This is a genomic window from Polaribacter sp. WD7 (assembly GCF_003335085.1).
Classification (GTDB): domain Bacteria; phylum Bacteroidota; class Bacteroidia; order Flavobacteriales; family Flavobacteriaceae; genus Polaribacter.
On sequence record NZ_QPEJ01000018.1, the window covers coordinates 533,228 to 554,792 of the forward strand.

28 protein-coding genes are annotated in these 21,565 nt (G+C 29.5%); 18 read left to right on the forward strand and 10 right to left on the reverse strand.

From position 1 onward, the window contains the following. The first annotated feature begins 3 nt into the window (after positions 1-3). The 4 genes from DUT90_RS11660 (at position 4) to DUT90_RS11675 (ending at position 4,050) form a co-directional block, all read left to right on the forward strand. Positions 4-960, forward strand: a complete 957-nt coding sequence (locus tag DUT90_RS11660; protein ID WP_114427357.1) for an electron transfer flavoprotein subunit alpha/FixB family protein — start codon at positions 4-6, stop codon at positions 958-960. Positions 961-1,108: 148 nt separating this feature from the next. Then, positions 1,109-1,711, forward strand: coding sequence for a bifunctional nuclease family protein (locus DUT90_RS11665; RefSeq protein WP_114427358.1), 603 nt, complete (start codon positions 1,109-1,111; stop codon positions 1,709-1,711). Positions 1,712-1,727: 16 nt separating this feature from the next. Beyond that, positions 1,728-3,110, forward strand: coding sequence for a NupC/NupG family nucleoside CNT transporter (locus tag DUT90_RS11670; RefSeq protein WP_114427673.1), 1,383 nt, complete (start codon positions 1,728-1,730; stop codon positions 3,108-3,110). A gap of 115 nt (positions 3,111-3,225) precedes the next feature. Further along, complete coding sequence (locus tag DUT90_RS11675) at positions 3,226-4,050, forward strand: thymidylate synthase (RefSeq protein ID WP_114427359.1); 825 nt, start codon at positions 3,226-3,228, stop codon at positions 4,048-4,050. A gap of 69 nt (positions 4,051-4,119) precedes the next feature. Here the strand turns inward: DUT90_RS11675 and DUT90_RS11680 are convergent, their stop codons facing one another. Next, positions 4,120-4,416, reverse strand: coding sequence for an isoamylase early set domain-containing protein (locus tag DUT90_RS11680; RefSeq protein WP_114427360.1), 297 nt, complete (start codon positions 4,414-4,416; stop codon positions 4,120-4,122). A 298-nt stretch (positions 4,417-4,714) separates the two neighbouring features. Here DUT90_RS11680 and DUT90_RS11685 point away from each other — a divergent pair, with 298 nt between their 5' ends. Then, on the forward strand, positions 4,715-5,206 hold the full coding sequence (locus DUT90_RS11685; protein ID WP_114427361.1) for a dihydrofolate reductase: 492 nt from the start codon (positions 4,715-4,717) through the stop codon (positions 5,204-5,206). On the opposite strand, the gene DUT90_RS11690 is transcribed toward DUT90_RS11685, so the two are convergent. Then, complete coding sequence (locus DUT90_RS11690; protein ID WP_114427362.1) at positions 5,203-5,637, reverse strand: DUF6146 family protein; 435 nt, start codon at positions 5,635-5,637, stop codon at positions 5,203-5,205. The two genes, DUT90_RS11685 and DUT90_RS11690, sit on opposite strands and share 4 nt — an antisense overlap. Positions 5,638-5,910: 273 nt before the next feature. On the opposite strand from DUT90_RS11690, the gene DUT90_RS11695 reads away from it, so the two are divergent. The 3 genes from DUT90_RS11695 to DUT90_RS11705 are packed head-to-tail and all read left to right on the forward strand — an operon-like array spanning position 5,911 to position 8,187. Continuing rightward, entirely contained in the window at positions 5,911-6,468 is a 558-nt protein-coding gene (locus DUT90_RS11695; protein WP_114427363.1) for a DNA-3-methyladenine glycosylase I, read from the forward strand. Next, complete coding sequence (locus DUT90_RS11700; protein WP_114427364.1) at positions 6,469-7,236, forward strand: hypothetical protein; 768 nt, start codon at positions 6,469-6,471, stop codon at positions 7,234-7,236. A 30-nt stretch (positions 7,237-7,266) separates the two neighbouring features. After that, positions 7,267-8,187 (forward strand): ion channel, encoded by a 921-nt coding sequence (locus DUT90_RS11705; protein WP_114427365.1) that lies wholly within the window; start codon positions 7,267-7,269, stop codon positions 8,185-8,187. A gap of 1 nt (position 8,188) precedes the next feature. On the opposite strand, the gene DUT90_RS11710 is transcribed toward DUT90_RS11705, so the two are convergent. Beyond that, the gene (locus tag DUT90_RS11710) at positions 8,189-8,395 is read right to left on the reverse strand and encodes a hypothetical protein (RefSeq protein ID WP_114427366.1); all 207 of its coding nucleotides are present in this window, start codon (positions 8,393-8,395) and stop codon (positions 8,189-8,191) included. Positions 8,396-8,517: 122 nt separating this feature from the next. Between DUT90_RS11710 and DUT90_RS11715 the strand changes: the two genes are divergently transcribed. Both DUT90_RS11715 and DUT90_RS11720 read left to right on the forward strand, forming a co-directional pair. Beyond that, positions 8,518-9,240 (forward strand): SDR family NAD(P)-dependent oxidoreductase, encoded by a 723-nt coding sequence (locus DUT90_RS11715; protein ID WP_114427367.1) that lies wholly within the window; start codon positions 8,518-8,520, stop codon positions 9,238-9,240. A 45-nt stretch (positions 9,241-9,285) separates the two neighbouring features. Beyond that, entirely contained in the window at positions 9,286-9,672 is a 387-nt protein-coding gene (locus DUT90_RS11720) for a nucleoside triphosphate pyrophosphohydrolase family protein (RefSeq protein WP_114427368.1), read from the forward strand. A gap of 58 nt (positions 9,673-9,730) precedes the next feature. On the opposite strand, the gene DUT90_RS11725 is transcribed toward DUT90_RS11720, so the two are convergent. From DUT90_RS11725 to DUT90_RS11735, 3 genes are all read right to left on the reverse strand, one after another. Next, the gene (locus DUT90_RS11725; RefSeq protein ID WP_114427369.1) at positions 9,731-10,681 is read right to left on the reverse strand and encodes an MBL fold metallo-hydrolase; all 951 of its coding nucleotides are present in this window, start codon (positions 10,679-10,681) and stop codon (positions 9,731-9,733) included. Further along, positions 10,678-11,385, reverse strand: coding sequence for a hypothetical protein (locus DUT90_RS11730; RefSeq protein WP_147266216.1), 708 nt, complete (start codon positions 11,383-11,385; stop codon positions 10,678-10,680). The genes DUT90_RS11725 and DUT90_RS11730 overlap by 4 nt, the downstream gene beginning before the upstream one ends. Before the next feature lie 116 nt (positions 11,386-11,501). Beyond that, entirely contained in the window at positions 11,502-12,554 is a 1,053-nt protein-coding gene (locus tag DUT90_RS11735) for a branched-chain amino acid aminotransferase (RefSeq protein WP_114427371.1), read from the reverse strand. A 120-nt stretch (positions 12,555-12,674) separates the two neighbouring features. Here DUT90_RS11735 and DUT90_RS11740 point away from each other — a divergent pair, with 120 nt between their 5' ends. Both DUT90_RS11740 and mnmD read left to right on the forward strand, forming a co-directional pair. Then, on the forward strand, positions 12,675-13,175 hold the full coding sequence (locus tag DUT90_RS11740) for a DUF4920 domain-containing protein (protein ID WP_114427372.1): 501 nt from the start codon (positions 12,675-12,677) through the stop codon (positions 13,173-13,175). Positions 13,176-13,254: 79 nt separating this feature from the next. Then, positions 13,255-13,908 carry a tRNA (5-methylaminomethyl-2-thiouridine)(34)-methyltransferase MnmD gene (mnmD, locus tag DUT90_RS11745; protein WP_114427373.1) on the forward strand — a complete coding sequence of 218 codons (654 nt, stop codon included), beginning with the start codon at positions 13,255-13,257 and terminating at the stop codon, positions 13,906-13,908. A gap of 1 nt (position 13,909) precedes the next feature. Here the strand turns inward: mnmD and DUT90_RS11750 are convergent, their stop codons facing one another. Then, complete coding sequence (locus tag DUT90_RS11750; protein WP_114427374.1) at positions 13,910-14,650, reverse strand: thioredoxin family protein; 741 nt, start codon at positions 14,648-14,650, stop codon at positions 13,910-13,912. Positions 14,651-14,750: 100 nt separating this feature from the next. Here DUT90_RS11750 and DUT90_RS13530 point away from each other — a divergent pair, with 100 nt between their 5' ends. Further along, the gene (locus DUT90_RS13530) at positions 14,751-14,882 is read left to right on the forward strand and encodes a hypothetical protein (protein ID WP_258848554.1); all 132 of its coding nucleotides are present in this window, start codon (positions 14,751-14,753) and stop codon (positions 14,880-14,882) included. Between the two features lies 1 nt (position 14,883). Here the strand turns inward: DUT90_RS13530 and DUT90_RS11755 are convergent, their stop codons facing one another. Then, positions 14,884-16,017, reverse strand: coding sequence for a glycosyltransferase (locus DUT90_RS11755; RefSeq protein ID WP_114427375.1), 1,134 nt, complete (start codon positions 16,015-16,017; stop codon positions 14,884-14,886). Continuing rightward, a complete protein-coding gene (locus DUT90_RS11760) occupies positions 16,014-16,799 on the reverse strand; it encodes a hypothetical protein (RefSeq protein ID WP_147266217.1) in 786 nt (261 codons plus the stop codon). The genes DUT90_RS11755 and DUT90_RS11760 overlap by 4 nt, the downstream gene beginning before the upstream one ends. Positions 16,800-16,994: 195 nt before the next feature. On the opposite strand from DUT90_RS11760, the gene ruvC reads away from it, so the two are divergent. The 3 genes from ruvC to DUT90_RS11775 are packed head-to-tail and all read left to right on the forward strand — an operon-like array spanning position 16,995 to position 19,499. Beyond that, the gene (gene ruvC, locus DUT90_RS11765) at positions 16,995-17,546 is read left to right on the forward strand and encodes a crossover junction endodeoxyribonuclease RuvC (RefSeq protein ID WP_114427377.1); all 552 of its coding nucleotides are present in this window, start codon (positions 16,995-16,997) and stop codon (positions 17,544-17,546) included. Between the two features lie 2 nt (positions 17,547-17,548). Further along, complete coding sequence (gene hemW, locus DUT90_RS11770) at positions 17,549-18,739, forward strand: radical SAM family heme chaperone HemW (protein WP_258848555.1); 1,191 nt, start codon at positions 17,549-17,551, stop codon at positions 18,737-18,739. Between the two features lie 10 nt (positions 18,740-18,749). Next, a complete protein-coding gene (locus DUT90_RS11775) occupies positions 18,750-19,499 on the forward strand; it encodes a cyclase family protein (protein WP_114427378.1) in 750 nt (249 codons plus the stop codon). A gap of 25 nt (positions 19,500-19,524) precedes the next feature. On the opposite strand, the gene DUT90_RS11780 is transcribed toward DUT90_RS11775, so the two are convergent. Beyond that, positions 19,525-20,505, reverse strand: a complete 981-nt coding sequence (locus DUT90_RS11780) for a CorA family divalent cation transporter (protein WP_114427379.1) — start codon at positions 20,503-20,505, stop codon at positions 19,525-19,527. 137 nt (positions 20,506-20,642) lie between these two features. Between DUT90_RS11780 and DUT90_RS11785 the strand changes: the two genes are divergently transcribed. Continuing rightward, entirely contained in the window at positions 20,643-21,011 is a 369-nt protein-coding gene (locus tag DUT90_RS11785) for an MmcQ/YjbR family DNA-binding protein (protein WP_114427380.1), read from the forward strand. A gap of 1 nt (position 21,012) precedes the next feature. After that, a complete protein-coding gene (locus DUT90_RS11790) occupies positions 21,013-21,564 on the forward strand; it encodes a 5-formyltetrahydrofolate cyclo-ligase (RefSeq protein WP_114427381.1) in 552 nt (183 codons plus the stop codon). Position 21,565 lies beyond the last annotated feature (1 nt).

The following is a 21,565-nucleotide window of genomic DNA, read 5'->3' on the forward strand; positions in this document are numbered from 1 at the left end:
AATATGTCTGTTTTAGTTTTTGCCGATTCTTCGGAAGGAAAATTTAAAAAAACTGCTTTAGAAGTAGTTTCTTACGGAAAAAAAGTTGCAGCACAACTGGGTACCAATCTGGTAGCGCTAACAGTTAATGCTAGTGACTTATCAGAATTATATAACTACGGAGCAGAAAAAGTAGTTTCAGTTTCAAACAATGCTTTAGAGTCATTCAATGCTAAACAGTATGCAGCGGTAGTAACCGATGTAGCTACAGCAGAAAATGCAAATGTAGTGGTTATAGATTCTAGTATAAACGGTTTATATTTGGCGCCAATTGTAGCTGTAAACCTAGAAGCAGGTTATGCATCTAATGTTGTTGATGCACCCTCAAGTACAAGTCCTTTTACCGTAAAAAGGAAAGCGTTTTCTAACAAAGCGTTTTCAAATACTACCATCTCTACAGAAATCAAGGTGATAGGTTTGGCAAAAAATTCTTTTGGGGTACATGAGCAGCAAGTGGATGGAGTTACAGAAGATTTTAATGCTTCAGTAGAAGAGTCAAAAGTAAAATCAGAAAAAATAGAAAGAGTTACTGGTAAAGTAACTATTGCAGATGCAGATATTGTAGTTTCTGCAGGAAGAGGTTTAAAAGGACCTGAAAATTGGGGTATGGTAGAAGAATTAGCTGATGTTTTAGGAGCAGCAACAGCATGCTCTAAACCTGTATCTGATTTGGGGTGGCGTCCTCATGGAGAGCATGTTGGGCAAACAGGAAAGCCTGTAGCTTCTAATTTGTATATAGCTATTGGTATTTCTGGAGCTATACAGCATCTAGCAGGTATTAACGCATCTAAAGTAAAAGTAGTGATTAACACAGACCCAGAAGCACCTTTTTTTAAGGCTGCAGATTATGGTATTGTAGGTGATGCTTTTGAAGTTGTACCAAAGCTAATAGAAAAATTAAAAGCCTTTAAAGCTGCATAATACTACTACAGTTTTAACGTAAATAAATTATATGATAAAAACCTATTAATGTAAGTTGATAGGTTTTTTATTTTTATTAAATTGTCCCTCTAAAAAGTTTGCAAGAAAATACAAAATAAACTGCTTTTTAGATTATGATGAACGATATATGAGTTTAATACAATTAAACATTAAAGGAATTTCCTATAGTCAGACGCAAAGTGGAGCATACGCGCTAGTTTTAAGTGAAGCATCAGGTACAAGAACACTACCCATTATTATAGGAGCTTTTGAAGCACAATCTATAGCTATAGCTTTAGAAACAGAAATTAGACCTCCTAGACCATTAACACACGATTTATTTAAAACTTTTGCAGATAGGTATACTATAAATATTAAAGAAGTAATTATACATAAATTGGTAGATGGTGTATTCTTTTCTAGTTTAATTTGCGAAAAAGATGGAGTAGAGGAAACTATAGATACTAGAACTTCTGATGCAATAGCAATAGCAGTTCGTTTTCAAGCGCCTATTTATACTTACGAAAATATTTTAGAAAAAGCAGGCATTTATCTAAAAATTGAAGAAGAGTTATCTATACAAGAAACAGGTGATTCAGAATCTTTATCTGTAGAAATTGAAGAAGATATTAAAAGTAATTTTTCTACATTATCTTTAAGTGCTCTAAATGAGGAACTAAATGATGCAGTTGCTAATGAAGATTATGAGTTGGCTGCTAAAATTAGAGACGAAATCAGCAAAAGATCATAAACAAAAACACCTAGAAATGAAAAAAATACTAATTGTCATTTTCTGTTTATGCTCTATTTCAATGTTTTCTCAAAATTTAGAAATACTACCAAGTCAAGGTTTTACTTTGGGCAGTTTTTGGAGAGGTGTTTTAGGAATGTTTACGCTAATTGCAATTGCATTTTTATGTAGTGCCAATAAAAAAGCTATAGATTGGAAAAAAGTAGCTATTGGTTTATTGCTACAATTGCTAATTGCTATTGGAGTTTTAAAAGTAGGCTTTATTCAAAAAGGATTTGAAATAGTAGGTAAATTATTTATCCAAATTTTAGAATACACTAAAGCAGGAAGCGAGTTTTTATTTGCAGGTTTTGTAGCAGATATGGACACTTTTGGATACATATTTGCTTTTCAAGTTCTACCCACTATCATATTTTTCTCTGCCTTAACCTCTTTATTATTTTATTTAGGAGTCATACAATGGATTGTTAAAATTTTAGCTATCGGTTTATCTAAATTCTTAGGAATTTCGGGTATGGAAAGTCTCTCTGTTGCAGGTAATATTTTTCTTGGTCAGACTGAAGCGCCTTTGCTTATCAAAGCATATTTAGAAAAAATGAATAAGTCTGAAATGTTGTTGGTAATGATAGGAGGTATGGCTACGGTTGCAGGAGCGGTATTAGCAGCCTATATTGGATTTTTAGGTGGTGGAGATAAAGTATTAGAATTAGTTTTTGCAAAACACTTATTGGCAGCCTCTGTAATGGCAGCACCAGGAGCTATCGTAATTTCTAAAATATTATACCCTCAGACAGAAAAAGTGAATACAGATGTTACCGTGTCTCAAGAAAAAATAGGTTCTAATATCTTAGATGCTATAGCAAACGGAACAACAGAAGGGCTGCGTTTGGCAGTTAATGTTGGAGCAATGTTACTGGTGTTTGTAGCGGTTATTGCAATGTTAAACGGAATATTAGGTTGGGTAGGAGATATAACAACCTTAAATGATATTATAGCCACAAATACGTCATACAAAACGCTCTCTTTAGAATTTATTTTAGGCTCTATATTTGCTCCTTTAATGTGGTTAATAGGGGTGCCAACAGCAGATATTTCTATGATGGGACAATTATTGGGTATAAAATTAGCGGCTAGTGAGTTTATAGGTTATATTCAATTAGCAGAATTAAAAAATGTGGCAAATGCTACGCATTTATCGTTTAACAAATCTGTAATTATGGCTACTTACATGTTATGCGGTTTTGCAAATTTTGCCTCTATAGGAATCCAAATAGGAGGTATAGGTTCTTTAGCTCCAAAACAACGTAAAACATTGTCAGAATTTGGTATAAAAGCATTAATAGGAGGTACAATAGCGTCTTTAATGTCTGCTACTATAGCAGGAATGATTATAGGATAATTTAGAATACGTTATCAAAAAAAATAGTTGATAACTTTGTAATATTAATTTTAGCTTCTGTCTTTTTTAGATTGAAGCTTTTTTTATTTTAGTTGACACTAAATTTTGAAAGAATATGAAGCAGTATCACGACTTAGTAAAGCATGTTTTAGCACATGGAAATGAAAAAGGAGATAGAACAGGAACAGGAACCAAAAGTGTTTTTGGATATCAAATGCGTTTTGACTTGAGCGAAGGTTTTCCTATGGTAACCACAAAGAAATTACACTTAAAATCTATTATTTACGAATTGCTTTGGTTTATAAATGGAGATACTAACATTAAATATCTACAAGAGAATGGTGTAAGAATTTGGAATGAATGGGCAGATGAAAACGGAGATTTAGGACCTGTATATGGTCATCAATGGAGAAATTGGAATAGTGATGAAATAGATCAGTTACAAGACGTTATTCATACACTTAAAAATAATCCTAATTCAAGAAGAATGTTAGTGTCTGCTTGGAATCCTTCAGTATTACCAGATACATCAATTTCTTTTTCAGAAAACGTAGCCAACGGAAAAGCGGCATTACCACCTTGTCATGCATTTTTTCAGTTTTATGTAGCGGATGGTAAATTGTCTTGTCAATTGTATCAAAGAAGTGCAGATATTTTTTTAGGCGTACCTTTTAATATTGCTTCTTATGCCTTATTTACAATGATGATTGCTCAAGTTTGCGGTTACGAGGCAGGAGAGTTTATCCATACTTTTGGAGATGCTCATATTTATAACAATCACAAAGCACAATTAGATTTACAATTGTCTAGAGATATAAGACCTTTGCCCACAATGAAAATCAATCCAAAGGTAAAAAGTATTTTTGATTTTACTTTTGAAGATTTTGAGCTTATTAACTATAATCCACATCCGCACATAAAAGGTGCAGTTGCGGTGTAACTATCAATAAAAGAAAAAGAGCTTTTAAAATCAAATTTAAAAGCTCTTTTTCTTTTATATAATTAAATATTATAAGTTTAAAACGCTATTATCAGCTCCTGCAAAATCGCTCCAAGCAAAAGCGTCAGCTTCTTCTTCGTTAATGTAGTTTCCATCTACAACATATCTAAATTCGTAAGAGTTGCCTGCATCTAAATCTACAGTACCCTTAAAAGAACCGTTTTTCAATTTCTTTAATGGAGTAGCCTTTTCGCTCCACTCATTAAAACTTCCTACTACTGCTACTTTTTTAGCATCCTCAGCAGGAACAGTAAAAGTCACTTTACAAACTGGTTTGCTTTTCAAAAATTGTTTTTTAATAGCCATAATTACGTTATTTTAATTTTAGTAAAACTATACAAGTTTACTTATATGACAAACAATGTTTTTAAAGAATTTTTCAGAATTATCAGTTTGATAAAATGCTTCTACAAAATATTTAGATTTGCAAATAAATAGAATGGTTAATTATGGTTTACACAAAATAATTTAATTCTTTTCTGATTGATTTTCAGGTATTTTAGCCAAAAACAGAGTTGTTATTTACTAAAATCTATCTTAAAAATGCATTAAAACGTCAAATGGTTAAAGAATTAGATTAATTTTGTAACAAACAAAAACCTTTATGATTACAATTATTGCTGCACTTGCTAAAAATAATGCTTTAGGAAAAAATAATGATTTAATATGGCATCTGCCAGCTGATTTACAGCGATTTAAAAAAGTTACTTCTGGGCACTATATTTTAATGGGTAGAAATACTTTTGAATCTATAGGAAAACCCTTGCCAAACAGAACTACGATTATTATTACTAGAAATAAAAATTATTTTAAAGACGGATGTTTCATAGCACATAGTTTAGAAGAAGCTATAGAACTTTCTGCTTCAGAAGAACAAGTATTTATTATTGGTGGCGCTCAAATTTACAAAGAAACACTAGCAAAAGGTTTAGCAGATAGGTTAGATATTACTTTGGTACATCATGCTTTTGATGCAGATGCTTTTTTTCCAGAGATAGATTTAAATATATGGAGAGAAGTAGAAAGAGAAGATTTTGTAGCAGATGAAAAAAACAATTTTGACTATAGCTTTGTAAGCTATGTAAAGAAAAATTAATTAATTCTATTGGTTCTAAAACCACCTCCTAAAGTCATATTATATTTTCTTTGCGCAAACAAAAAATAATTAAAAAGTTTGTAATTAACTTCATAACCATAATTTATAGAAGGTTCATAATCAATTACATTTTGATAAATATTAGCATCAAATTGATTGATACTTTGAGCTCTGAAATTCCAAGAAATAACCCAAACTCTATTTCTGTTTTCTAAATATTGTTGAGAGTAAAAACCCTCTGGTTGCGCTATAGCATTTAAAAAGTAATTAAACCCAGGGTCAATAATTATAATTTCATATTCTAAACTATCATTGGCAATAACAACAGGTTCTTCTTGTTTAGTAATTTTATTTTTTTTTGGAGATGATGCACAAGCCCAAAAGACAAGTGTAGCTATACTAATTAATATACTGATTTTTAATATTTTCATAAAAAGTAATCCTGATTTAAGATAGCTGTCGTGTTTACTACATTATTTATTACTCAAAGTTAAAAAATAAATGTATACTATTAAATCAATAATGAGTTAACCTGAGCTTTTAAAGAGTTAACTCGCATAAACTTATCAAAATTATTATAAAATCGTATAGGAAGTTATCCCTTTTAACATTAATTTTAAATCCCAAAATAGAATTGCTTAGAAAAGTATTTTAGTAGTATAGTATAAGCAAGAGGAGTATAATCATCAAAAGAATGTAAAATAATGATAAACAGATGTTTTTGGGTAACAGATAGTAAATTATACCAAAGTTATCATGATAATGAATGGGGAGAACCTGTTTTTGATGATGCAATATTGTTTGAGTTCTTAGTGTTAGAAACATTTCAAGCTGGTTTAAGTTGGATTACTATTTTGAATAAAAGAGAAAACTTTAGAAAAGCATTTGATAATTTCGATTATAAGAAAATTGCAGTTTACCCTGAGTCTAAATACAAATCTTTATTATTAGACACGGGTATTATTAGAAATAAACTTAAAATAAGAAGCGCTATTACTAATGCGCAATTATTTATACAAATACAGCAAGAGTTTGGTTCTTTTTCTAATTTTATTTGGGCTTATGTAGATGGTAAACCCATATTAAATCATTTTCAAAAAAGAGAAGATGTACCCGCAACTACATCTTTATCAGATAAAATTTCTAAAGACTTAAAAAAAAGAGGATTTAAATTTGTAGGTTCTACTGTAATTTATGCTTTTATGCAAGCTGTAGGTATGGTAAATGATCATACAAAAAACTGTTTTAAATATCCTTCTTAGATGCTCATAACAGCTATTCCTAAAAAAGACTTGTTTAAATTAGGCTATATTTTTCTAAGAAAAATAGGCATTTTTGTTGGTTTTATTTTTATTCTTTTTTTTGACGGAACCTATTTTACAGAACATTTTGTAAATTCTCAAATACCTATAAATCTTTTAGCACTATTTAGTTTTTTTTGGATGTACAAAAGAGCGTATCCAAGAGTAAGAAAATCTATGTTTATTGCTGTAGCTTTAGGTGTGTTGGGTGAGTATTTTTTTTCTGTTTACTTGGGCATGTACACGTATAGACTAGAAAATGTACCATGGTATGTTCCTCTTGGTCATGCAGCATTGTATGGTAGAGTGTTTATGTTTAGCAAAGATGCGCTTGCAAGAAAATATCACAAAGAAATAGAACAACTTTTTGCATATGTAATTTTAGTATTTGCCTTGGTGTACTTGTTGTTTTTTACAGATGTTTTTGGGTTTTTAATGACCGTTGTAGTCTTTATAATACTACACAAACGCCCTAAAGACAAATTATATTTTTATACAATGTACATTGTTGTGGCTCTATTAGAAATTGGAGGTACTGCTTTTGGTTGTTGGCAATGGCCACCAATAGCCTTCGGAGTTGTTGAGTTTCTGCCCAGTAATAATCCACCAAGTGGCATAAGTTTATTTTATTTTTTATTAGATATCGGTTGTTTTGTTTTTTATGTTCTTTTAAGTAAAAAAGCTTGGAAAAGGTTAAAAAGAATACAAAAGTTAAAACTAAATTCTTAGCTTTAGGTATCAATTTTGTTTCTTTACATTATGGTAAGAAAAACAAAAGACCCTGGTTTTGGTTACAAATCAATACATGATGCAAAGGATATCATTAATGATGATGGAAGTAGCAACGTTATTCATATCAACAGAAAAAAAAGTATTAATGACCTGTATACTTATTTTGTAGATATTTCATGGTGGCACTTTTTTCTTCTTATTATCATTTCTTATACGGTGATTAATATAATTTTCGGACTCGTATACGTAACCATTGGTATAGAGCAAATAACCAAACCCAAAGGTACTTTTTTACAAGATTTTTTAAACGGATTTTTTTTTAGCGCACAAACACTAACTACAGTAGGTTATGGTGGTATAGCACCTAAAGGGATAACTGCAAACTTTGTGGCTGCATTTGAAGCAATGATTGGGTTGCTTAGTTTTTCTTTTATTACAGGATTGTTATACGGACGATTTTCAAAACCTAAAGCAAAAATTAAATTTAGCGATAACTTAATACTACGTAAATTTAAAAAAGAAAGAGCTCTTATGTTTCGACTAATGAATATGCGTAAAACTGTAATGATAGAGCCAGAAATAAAAGTAACCTTATCTATATCAGAAAAAAATAAAAAGGGAGCGTATGTACGTAACTTTTTTAATTTACAACTAGAGCGTGATAAAATTATGTATTTACCAACTGTGTGGACGGTAGTACATGTAATTGATGAAAAAAGTCCGTTGTACAATTATTCTGATGACGAAATTGAAAAGTTAGATGCCTTTTTGTATATTTTGATAAATTACCACGAAGAATCTTTTGCTCAAAAAGTGTATCAAATTTATTCATATGATTTTGATAAACTAGAAACAAATGTTAAATACGTTTCTGCAGCCTCTTTTGATAAAGAAGGTTACACTGTTTTAGATCATGATCATCTAAGTGAAGTAGAAAAAATAACGTAGTTTAATGTCCCCACAAAAAGCGAATCGCCATAAAAATAAGTACAATTAATCCACCATAGATTACTACTTTTTTACCAGCACCTTTGTAATAACGATTGTGGTTTTTAATGTCTTTTCGGTAACTATAAATCATCAAACTAATAAAAGCAGTAACAAAGAAAATTATAAAAATAATTCGTCCTGTGGTAAAAAAAGCACTTAAAAACATAATTTTATTTTTTATAAATTGTAAATTACTCTTGGTTAAATCAAGTAATAATTCCTAAAGTTTTACATATCTTGTCTTTTTCTAAGAAAGACAAAAATAATTAAAGCAAAATTACAAATTAAATGAAGAATGCCATCGTCTTTGGAGCAACTTCTGGAATAGGAAAATCGTTAACCGAACTTCTGGTAAAAGATGGCTATACTGTAGCAATAACGGGTAGAAGATTGACTTTGCTAGAGGCATTACAAAAAGCGTATCCTAATCAAATAATTATCAAGCAAAATGATATTCAAAATGTAAAGGAGCTAGAAACTGTTTTTAATGAAATAGTAACCGAATTTAAAACTATAGATTTGGTAATACAATCTTCTGGAGTAGCATTTATAAATCCAAAGTTTGAATGGGATAAAGAGCAACAAAGTATAAATACCAATGTTTTAGGGGTAACCAAATTGTACACGCTAACGTATAATTTATTTAAAAGGCAACAGTTTGGGCATTTAGTAGGAATTTCTTCTATTGCTTCTATTCGAGGAAATCGTTCTGCACCCGTATATTTTGCTGCAAAAGCCTATCAAAAAGCCTACTTAGAAAGTTTATACATTAAAACAAAAACAATACCTTCTAAAAAAGTTTTTATTACAGATATTAGACCAGGTTTTGTAAATACTGCAATGGCTCTAGGAGAAGGATTATTTTGGGTTGTACCTTTAGAAAAAGCAGTAAAACAAATTTATCAAGCAATACAAAACAAAAAAAGGGTTGCTTACATATCTAAGCGTTGGCAATTGATTGCTTGGGTTTTAAAAGTTGTACCTGCTTGGGTTTTAAAAAGAGCAACATAGACATTTAAGAAGTATATAAAAAAGAATACAAAAAACCATAATATAATGAAGGATAAAATAGCTGCAGTTCATGCGTTTCATACTGCGTTTAAATTGAATATTCAAGACAAACCTACTGTACATATTTCTGAAGAGAGAAAACAATTGCGTTATGAATTGATGAAAGAAGAAAATGAGGAGTACTTAGAAGCTGCAAAAAATAACGATTTGGTAGAGGTTGCAGATGCTTTAGGTGATATGTTGTATATTTTATGTGGTACAATTATAGAACATGGAATGCAAGATAAAATAGAAGCAGTTTTTAATGAAATTCAACGTTCTAACATGAGCAAGTTAGGTGAAGACGGAAAACCTATTTACAGAGAAGATGGTAAAGTTTTAAAAGGACCAAATTATTTTAAACCTAATATTGCTGAGATTTTAGAGAAATAATTTGTGCTATCATACTATTTTCTACCATTACTAGAGAGTTGTAAGATAGTTTTTTAGATTAAAGTTGGTAATTGTTGCCCTCACTAGCAAAACGAAAACCAAGTTTTTCTATTGCTTTTCTTTCGTTACTATCTTCTTGTAAAGCAGGATTTGTATGGTTAAAATGAATGAAAATTACTTTGTTTTTTGTGGTTAAAGATTCATTTTGAAATAGTGTAATTGTTTCCTCTATAAAAGGATGAGGTACTTCTGTCATGGCTCTTTTTACTTCTTTTTGATTAAAAAATGTTGCATCTAAAAAGGCATAATCTACTTTTTTTACTTCATCAATAATGTTTTTTTTCCATTTTTCCCATTTGTCAATATCAGGAATAAAAAGTGCTGTTTTTTTAGAACCTTCTATTTTATAACCTACAGTTTCAGAAAATTCATCTCTATGGGGTACTACAAAAGGAGTAACTTTTATAGTAGGATTTAAAACGATAGGAATATTGTGTTGCAATTCTTTTAAAACTATGTTTTGTAATGAAATTAGTTGATTCCATGGGCCGTTATTTTCTAAATAATTTTTCATTTTAGGCATGGTATATACAGGAATATTTTTTTTCCCCAAAGCTTCTCGTCCAAAATACATTAAGCCAGTGTAATGTCCAATGTGAGCGTGTGTTAAAAAAACACCATCTATAAGCGATTCTTTTTGTAGATGATTTTGTTCTAAAATAGCCAATTGTGTATGCATATCTGGTGTTGCCTCAAACAACCATTTTTGTTGATTTTTTAAATCTACAAGCCCCAAAGCAATTACATTTTTTCTTTTAGATTTGCCATTATAAACATTGGTACAACATATTTTTTGACAGCCAATATGTGGGTAACCTCCATCTTGAACAATACCTAAAATAGTGATATACTGTTCTGTTGAAACTTTACTTTGTTTACTAGAGCAAGATTGAATTAAAAAAAGCAATACTATTGAGTATATTAGGTATAATTGAGTTGAGCACTTCATCTAGTTGTAAAAATTTTTACTCGTTTATGATCAAAAGTAGTATAAGTATAGTCATTTAAAATTTGGTGTACATTCAAGTTTTCAGAATATAATTGCCAAGTTTGGGTATTGTTAAATGCATCTAAAGCTTTATCAAAAGAAACAAACAAATGTTTTTCATTTTCTATACTGAAGGCTCCTGATGTTATAAATACTTTTTGTCCGTTACTAGCGGTAGTTTCAAAATTTAAAAAAATTCTACCATGATTATTTATGGTATTTGGATTTTGTTTATCAGACCAGGTTTCTCTAAACTGACTTACCCAATTGGAGGAGCCAAAATATCCAAAATACCCAATACTAGAACCAGACCTGTGTATAAATTTATTGGTTTCTAAATAGGTTAATATTTTTTGTTTTGCTTCGTTTTTACTTGTAGCTTTAAAATCTACCCAAATTACATTAATGGGTTCTAAGATAAATTTACCTTCGTGCTGTACGTCAATCCAATTAGCTATTGATTTTTTTTCATACTTTTTTTCTTTAAACATCCATAGTCCCATGTTTAAAGATATGTTTTCGGTATTGTTTTTATGTATGGTAAAAGAGTTTGATAAAAGAAAAATAGGAATATTTTCTGGAACCATATTTGTAAAAATAGCTTCTTCTGTTTTAGAACAAGACGAAAGTAGACATATAAATACAAGATAAATTACCAATCTCATTTAACGCAGTTATAGTTTTAAGAAACTTCTTGTTCTAAAGATAAGAAATAAAAGTATAAAAAAAGCATCAATTCAATTTGATGCTTTTTGTTGTGTTATATAAAAGTAAATTCTTTTTAAAGTATCACTCTCCATCCATAAGGGTCTTCTGCCTTATTTGTTTGAATATCTGTAATTGCTTTTTTAAGTTTTGTAGCAAAAGGTAAGTCTAATTCAGGTAATTCATAATCAGTACCTTGGTATCCAAATCCTGAAATTGGAGAAATTACTGCAGCAGTTCCTGCTCCAAACATTTCTTTTAAATTACCGCTTTGGGCAGCAGAAATAACTTCAGAAACCGTTATTTTTCTTACTTCAACATCAATATTCATATCTTCTGCAATTTGTATGATACTTTTACGTGTAATTCCATCTAGAATTCTATCATTTGTAGGGCTTGTAATTAGCGCATCTCCAATTCTAACAAAAATATTCATCGCCCCAGCTTCTTCAATATATTCATGAGAATTATCATCTGTCCAAATTACTTGGTTATAGCCTTTTTCTATTGCCAATTGTGTAGGGTAAAATTGAGCTGCATAATTACCACCAGCTTTTGCAAATCCTACACCACCGTTGGCAGCTCTTGCATATTTTTCTTCTATCAAAACCTTAACTTTATCCGCAAAATAAGCACCAGAAGGGGCTGTGCAAATAATAAATTTATAAGCATTTGCAGGAGAAGCATGAAACCCAAGTCCAGAAGCAAACATAAAAGGTCTTATGTACAAAGAACTTCCTTCGTTTGTAGGAATCCAGTTATTATCTACTTCTAGTAATTTCTTTAATCCACTCATAAAAATTTCTTCAGGAATTTGAGGAATTACCAAACGTTCTGCAGATTTGTTTAAGCGTTTGCAATTGTCTAAAGGTCTAAATAACATAGTGTTGCCATCTGCATCTTTATACGCTTTCATACCTTCAAAAATAGATTGTCCGTAATGAAAAATCTTAGCAGAAGGATCTAAAGAAATAGGTGAGTAAGGTTTAATAACAGGAGTTTGCCATTCACCATTAACAAAATCACACGCTAACATATGATCAGAATATACACTACCAAAAGGTAAATTGTTAAAATCTACATTTTCTATGTTCGATTTTTCTACACGTTGAATTTCTATGTGAGACATCTTTAAATGAATTGAATTATGAAGACAAATGTACAAAAATATTCATCTGACAATGCGTTAAATATTGCTTTTCATAATGAAATGCGTAACTTTGTTTAGAGCTCTAAATTTTAGTAATTCATGAAATATAATAGCTATTTAATTTTAGTATTATTTCTTTTTTTTATAGAATGTAAAGAAGGAAAAAAGGCTGAACAAAAAAATATAGAAAACGCAGAAATTAGTTACCATAGTTTTGGTGAAAAAATATCTTCGGAAGGTTTTTTAAATAACAATCAAATGTTAGCTAAGTTTGAAGAACTGAATTTAGGGGATACCTTGCATGTAAAATTTAAAGCCACAATTAATGAAGTTTGTTCTAAAAAAGGGTGTTGGATGAAGTTGTCTTTAGACAACAAAAAAGAAACGATGGTACGTTTTAAAGATTATGGTTTTTTTATGCCTTTAGACGCCAAAGGAAAAAACGTTATAGTAAACGGTAAAGCTTTTGTAAAGCAAACCTCTGTAGTAGCATTGCAGCACTATGCAGAAGATGCAGGAAAATCTAAAGAAGAAATTGCTAAAATTACCCAACCTAAAATAACCTATGCTTTTGAAGCAGATGGTGTTTTAATGGAATAGAAACATAAAATTGTATACTCTTTAATAGAAACTCTTTTACAATTGAAGAATTACAAACAACAACTATATAATAACAATTGTGAAACGAGAAATTTTAATTACGTCAGATGGTTCTACAACCATTCATTTGCCAGATTGGAATGAGCAATATCATTCTAAAAACGGATCTATTAACGAAACGTATCATGTTTTTATTAAAAATGGCTTACAACAGGTAACTTCTAATGATGTATCTATTTTAGAAATTGGCTTTGGTACAGGTTTAAATTGTTTTATAACCTATTTAGAACATCAAAAAAATATAAATTACGTTGGTGTAGAAGCTTACCCTGTTACTTTAGAAGAGATAGAAAAAATGAATTTTATTTCAGTTTTAAAAGCAGAAAAAGAATCGGAGACATTTCAAAAAATACATAGTGTTTCTTGGGAAGAAAATCATCAAATTTCAACTAATTTTTGGCTTACCAAAAGAAAACAGTTTTTTGAAGATATTACAGATATAAATACATTTAATCTTATCTTTTTTGATGCATTTGGAGCCCGTGTACAACCTCAACTATGGACCGTTTCTATTTTTAAAAAAATGTATGCAGCTTTAAAAAAAGACGGAATTTTAGTTACCTATTCTGCCAAAGGCAGTGTTAGAAGGGCTATGCAAGAAGTTGGCTTTACAGTAGAACGTTTGCCTGGACCACCAGGAAAAAGAGAAATGTTAAGAGCCATTAAAAAGTAATTTATACTTTTAGCTGTGTACCTCCTGTAATATGAAGTTGCTCATTTTGAACAAAACCAATTACTCTTAACTGTTTTTCGGTTTTATATTTTTCTGGAATGGTTATAGAAATTTTTCCTTGTTTTTTACTGATTTCTTGGGTTACAGTTTCTATAACAATATTGCTGTTAGATAGTGTTCTGTTAGAATTTTCTCCACCCTTTACTTTGGTGATTTTATTTTCTAAAACCAATGCAACCTGAAGTTTTTTCTGAGTCACATCTCCATCAATAGTATAGTTAAGAGAAAGTGTGTTGTTGTTTTTAGAAATATTTGAAATCGCAATTGAATTTTCAGAATTTAATCTTAAGTTTTTAGAAATACTGTATCTTATTTTTGGTTTATCAGAACCTACATAATGTACTTTTCCATTAACTACCAGTTGAGGCGTATATATATTTCTTGCTTTTAATTGTCTGCCGTAAGCAGCTTGTAAATTGCTATATTCTTTTTTACTAAAAGGATCTTTCCATCCAATATAATCCCAGTAATCTACATGATATGACATGACAATAACGTTTTTAGAAGCATATTCTTCTTTTACCATGTCTAAAAACTCATCTGCCCTTGGGCAACTACTACACCCTTGAGAGGTAAATAATTGCAATACAACCGTAGGTTTGTTTTCTACTGTTTCAGAGTCTTTTGTTAAGTGAGTTGTAAAAAGAAACACGCTAAATACTGAGATAAAAAAATACTTCATAAAAAATGTTTTGATGTTTGATGAGTCGTAAACTTTTAAAGTTGCTTACTCATGATGTTTTTATAAATTGATTTTTTATCTTCGTTTAAAAGTATGGTAAATGGAGTTTAAACGTAAATTTGGAAGAAGAAAAGAAAGTAAACCTCAAAAAGGACTTTTTTTGGTAATTCTTTTAGTTATAGTCATTTTTCTTTGGTTTAAAACCGATGCTATTTTAGACTATTTTTTTTAATTTATTTTTTAAAATTTCTTCCTTTCCAATTGTATTTTGTAGTCATAGACAACAAAAATATATACAAGCTAAAAAAAGGATAGAAGAAGCTTGAAAAAATATAGTGGACAAGATCGTTTTTTTGATGATTAAAAAAAGCCAAAGTAGGTTTAAATAATACCCAATCAATTATTAATTTTAGACTAAAGGCAAAGAGCAATAATTTAAAATTACCACTACATAAAAGGTATACCATAATTAGATTGGTAAAAACAATTAAAAGCCCTATACATTTTACTTTTAAAGAACTAAAATTAGCTGCTTTTGCTGCCCATCTTTTTCTTTGTTCAATTAATTCGGACCAATTTCTTACAGGAGAAGTACTAACAATTGCTTTTGAAGATTTTAAATAATGTACTTTACTTTGATTGTATTTAGTGTACTTTTCTAGTAAAAAAACATCATCACCACTAGCAATAGTAGCATTTCCTTCAAAACCATTTACATTAAAAAAGATACTTTTTTTGTAAGCTAAGTTTGCACCATTACATAAAAAAGGAAAATTGAGCCCAAAACTACCTATTGTAGTTGCTTGCATACTCATAAAATCTAACAATTGAAATTGCTGTATAAAACTACTGTCAACCACATAATTTACAGGAGCAACAACCATATTCGGTTTGTTTTTTTGAATAAAAGTATCAAAAGCATTTAACCAATTTTTGGGTAACGTACAATCTGCATCAGTAGTAACAATCCAATCAAAATTTGCTTTATCAATAGCTGTGGTAATAGCATCTTTTTTAGGAGAATTAGAAATTCTATGGTTGTTTAAGATTGTAATAGTTGCTAATTTGATTGTGCTTTTTTTAGAAAATGCATGTATAAAGTGTTCTATAATTTCTACAGAATTATCGGTAGAATCATCATTTACAAAAAGAAACTCAACTAAATTTTTTGGATAATTCAGTTCTAAAATAGAATTTAGTAATTCACCCAAATTATCCGCTTCATTTCTAAACGGAATAATAACAGAAAAAGATGTTGTAGGTTGTTGATTAAATTCGTCAAATGAATCAATTTTATCAAATCCAAAACGTAGAGAAATAATAAAAAAAAAATATAAAAAACCTATAAAAGTAACACCTAAAATCATGTTGACAGTTTGGGTTTAAAGGTTATTACAAAATAGCTACCTATAAGAGAAGGAATTGCAAAATTAAAAAACCAAAGTAAACTTACTACAGTTAAAATGATAATTGCAGGTACGCTAAAAAAAGAAAATACCCAAACCGCAACCGTACTTTTAAGTACAATATCTAAAAGAGATAACATAGGTACAATAGAGGTAATTAAATACACAGATGCAATAGCAGAAACCGCGTCTAGATAATTAATTTCAACAGAAAAAAGCGTAAGTAAAAAGTAAAATTGATGCGAAAAAAAAAGATACCTAAAAATAGCAAAACAAAATGTTTTTAAGTTGACTGAAAATGAAATAGTATTGATAAAGGTTGTGATTTTTGTTACGTATTCTTTACCTTTTTTAAAACGATAAAGTGCTAAATAGACACACCCAAAGAATATAAAGGATAGAATAATTATTGTAAAAATTGATTTAAAATTAAGATTAACCTTATGTGTGAATACAAAATAAGTAAAACCAGTAATCCCAAAAAGTAAGGTAGTTATAAGTTGATAAAAATTACCTATAATATTAAATCCTACAATTTTTTTGCGTAATGATTTTTTAAAAAACATTGCTTTTGCACCATATTCACCAATTCTATTTGGAGTTATCAAAGAAGTTGCCAAAGAAGCTAAACATTGAATACTTGACTCTTTCAAAGAAATTTTTTGAGTTATGGCTACTAATTTTTTCCATTTATAAATTTCAAAAAACCAATTTAAAGTACTAAAAACAAAAAGAATTATCATGTTTTTAAAAGTAAAAAATTGATATTTAAACAATTGTGTTTGCAAGCTAGCAAAACTAATTGCTGTATTTAAAAATAGTTTTTGATAGATAAAAAAGGCACATCCAAATACAATGGTTAGTTTTATAAGTAACCAAAAGAATTGTTTAGATTTGTATGTAAGCAATATTTGCATCAATACAAAGAACGATAAAATTTGAATAGTGAAAAAATCATATTAGGAATTGACCCAGGAACTACAATTATGGGGTTTGGACTGATAAAAATTGTGGGTAAAAAAATGGAGTTTATTCAAATGAATGAATTATTACTTCAAAAATATGATGATCATTATTTAAAACTTAAACTCATTTTTGAGAGAACCATAGAATTGATAGATACTTATCATCCAGATGAAATTGCTATAGAAGCTCCTTTTTTTGGTAAAAACGTGCAATCTATGTTAAAATTAGGAAGAGCTCAAGGAGTAGCCATGGCTGCAGGTTTGTCTAGAGAAATACCAATTACAGAATATTTACCCAAAAAAATCAAAATGGCTATTACAGGTAATGGTAGTGCAAGCAAAGAGCAAGTGGCTTTAATGTTAAAATCTTTACTTAATTTAAAATCCTTACCTAAAAATTTAGATGCCACAGATGGTTTGGCAGCGGCAGTTTGTCATTTTTACAATTCAGGAAAAGTTGTTGGTGGTAAAAATTACACAGGTTGGGCAAGTTTTGTAAAGCAAAACCCTTCAAAAGTGAAATAATTTTGAAAAATAAAATTGTTTTTAATCATAACAATACATCATCAGAACCTCAAAAGGAAGTATCAGGAATTTACATTCACATCCCTTTTTGCAAACAAGCGTGTTATTACTGCAATTTTCATTTTTCTACTTCTTTACAAAAAAAAGAAGACATGATTGCTTGTTTGATTAAGGAAGTAGCACTAAGAAAAAATGAGTTAAATAACGCTACAATTGAAACGATCTATTTTGGAGGAGGTACACCATCTGTTTTATCGGTAAGTGAAATTGAAACTATTATTAGCGCTATTTACCATCATTTTACAGTAGTAGAAACTCCAGAAATTACGCTAGAAGCCAATCCAGATGATTTATCTGAAGATAAAATTAAAGCACTAGCACAATCACCTATAAATCGGTTAAGTATTGGTATACAATCTTTTTTTGAAAGAGATTTAAAATTGATGAATCGGGCGCATAATGCACAGGAGGCTAAAGAATGTTTGGCTATAGCAACTCGTTATTTTAAGAATATCTCTCTAGATTTAATTTATGGTATTCCTGATTGTACCAATGAGGAATGGAGAGAAAATATACAAATGGCATTAGATTTTGGAGTACCTCATATTTCTAGTTATGCCTTAACAGTAGAGCCAAATACAGCTTTGGAGAAATTTATAGAAAAAGAAGTTATAGAAAATGTAGATGATGATAAAGCAGAAGAACAATTTCTAATTTTGGTTGATGAATTAGAGAAAGCCAATTTTATTCATTACGAATTGTCTAATTTTGGCAAACAAGGTTTTTTTAGTAAAAACAATTCGTCTTATTGGTTGGGTAAAACCTATTTAGGTATTGGTCCTGCAGCACATTCTTTTAATGGAACACAACGAAGTTGGAACGTGCAAAACAACCCGAAATATATAAAAGCTATTCAGCAAAATAAATTACCAATTCAAAGAGAAACACTAACTGTAGTAGATAGGTACAATGAGTATGTAATGACGGGGTTACGAACAATTTGGGGAGTTTCTATTGAAAAAATAGAAAATGATTTTGGAAATAATTATGCAAAATATTTAGAGAAGCAATCTAAAAAATTTATTCAACAAGATTTATTGTATATTGAAAACCAAATATTAAAAACAACTAAAAAAGGAAAGTTTTTATCAGACGGAATAGCCGCTGATCTTTTTATGTTAAACCTGATTTAATTAAACTAATTTGAAAGCAGTAGTAGAATACAATTCTAGAAAAATAACAGTAAACATCTCAGAGCCTATAGATATTTCTATACCTATAGATATGAGTAAGAATAATGTAAATGCCTGGTATATAGATGATCCTGAAATTAAGGCAGAAACTTCTGGTGACTTTGAAATTAGTGTTGCTAATGGAGCTGTTGTAAATTTTAATAGTATTCAATTTAATCCACATTCGCATGTTACGCATACAGAATGCGTGGGGCATATTACAGAAAAAGTACACTCTGTAAATAAAAATTTGAAGTATTTTATCTTCTTAGCAGAGGTAGTTACTATAGTTCCAGAAAGTAAGGGAGAAGATTTTTTTATCTCAGAAAAACAATTAAAAATAGCATTAAAAAATAAAAAAAGAGATGCTGTTGTTATTAGAACCTTACCCAATTTGCCAGACAAAAAATCTATGAATTACTCTAACACTAATCCGCCTTATTTATTAGAAGAAGCGGCTATTTACCTTAGAGATAAAGGTATAAAACATTTGTTAATAGATTTACCTTCTGTAGATAAAGAAAAAGACGACGGAAAACTTTTAGCACACAATGCGTTTTGGAATACATCAGGAGATATAAGATTTAATGCAACTATTACTGAGTTTATTTATGTGCCCAATTCTGTAGAAGATGGTGAGTATTTACTAAACTTAATGATTGCACCTTTTGAGAATGATGCAACACCTAGTAAACCTGTATTGTATCAAATTGAAAAGTAAAGAGCCATATCTTTTAAAAGAAAAATTAAAACCATTTTTTACGTTTAAAATACCAAACAGAAACTAAAGTAACCAATAGCATTATTCCTATTAAAATGAAGTAACCATACTTAAATTTTAGTTCAGGAATATTTTCAAAATTCATTCCGTATATACCTGCTAAAAACGTTAGCGGAATAAATATTACAGAGAGAATGGTTAACGTTTTCATGACTTCATTTAAACGATGACCTTGAATGCTAAAAATTAAGTTTATTTTACTTTCTAGTTCTTGCAGTTCAAAATCAATATTAGAAATTAAATTATTAGCTTGTTCTTTTAATTCACTAAAATATTTGACTTCAAAATTCGAAAGTTCAATTTTTTCTAATTTAATAATGGTATCTCGTAAACCTAGTGTGGCCTTTTTAAAATTAAACAATTCTTGTTTTCTTTTTTCAACTAGAGATGTAAATTCTGGAGTTGGTTTAATGTTGGACGAATTCAATTGATCTGAACTTAATTCAGCATTTTTATGGTACGTGTCTTGATAATTATCTACAATAGATTCTAAAATTAAGAACAATAAATAATCTGTTTTTTTACGTCTTACAATACCTTTGTTAGCTTCTAGGCGTTCTCTAATCCAATTGAAATAATCACCTTCTTTTTCTTGAATACTCCAAAGAAATCCAGAAGAAACAATAAACAACATTTGTTCAGAATCTAAAATAACATCATCCGTTTTTAAAATACGTGTAGAAATAAAAACCAAATCATTCAATAAAATTACTTTATTAGGGTGCTCTTTATCTGTAAACAATTTCAGTAAAAAATCATCTAAGTTATTATTAACTACAACGGTTTTAAATATTTCACCAAACTGATTTCCGTAGGTGTTAATCCATTCAGTAGTGTTTGTTTTGTTGGTAAGTATAACCTCAGAAATATCAGAAAAACTATTTTTTACGTAACTTCTTTTAGCGTAACTAATTACAGAGGTATTCTTCAAAAATTCAGTTTCCATATCTAAAATAATTGTAGTTTTGATGTATAAAGATACTTTTTTAACATAAAAAAGAGATAATATTACAGAAATTAAAATTTGATCAATCTTTTTTAAACTAATTTTTTATTTTCATAACCACAAACCACAAACCACAAATGTATATAGAAGAGTTAAGAGATTTTTGTATGGCTAAAAAAGGTGTAACAGAACATTTTCCTTTTGATGATGTGACACTTGTTTTTAAAGTAATGCAAAAAATGTTTGCGTTAACTAGTTTAGATAGGTGGGAAAAAGGAGAACAAAGGATCAATTTAAAATGCAATCCTGAAAAAGCCAAAGATTTGCGTGATGAACACGAGGGAATTAATCCTGGTTTTCATATGAGTAAAAAGCACTGGAATACGGTAACGCTGAATACGAGTGATGTTTCTGATGATTTGGTTAAGGAGCTCATTAATCATTCTTATGATTTAGTAGTAAAGGGGCTTACCAGAAAAGAACAAAAAGAATTGGATAATTATTAAGATGCACAAAGCAGTACTTCGAAAAATATACAAAGAAAAACGATCAAAATTATCTTTTCAAGAAATTGTTATTTTACAAAAAAATATCTATCAACAAATCTATAACTTAGATATTTCAAAAATAAGAAATGTACATATATTCTTAACTTTAGAGAAATTCAAAGAGATCAATACACAACCCATAATTGCCTATTTTAGAAATAATGGCAAACAGATTATTGTTTCTAAAAGTAATTTTAAAAACAGTTCATTAACTCATTTTGTTTTAGAAGAAGAAACTATTCTTGAAATAAGTACATACGGTATTCCAGAACCATTGGTTGCTACACCTTTTGATGAAAAAGAAATTGATTTAGTGTTTGTACCACTTTTAATTTCTGATGAACAAAACTATAGAGTTGGTTATGGTAAAGGTTTTTACGATCGTTTTTTATCAAACTGTAACAATGATTGTAAAAAAATCGGTTTAAATTTCTTTAAACCGATTGCTAAAATTTCAGATATTAATAAATTTGATTTTCCTTTAGATGCTGTAATTTATCCAAAGGAATAGT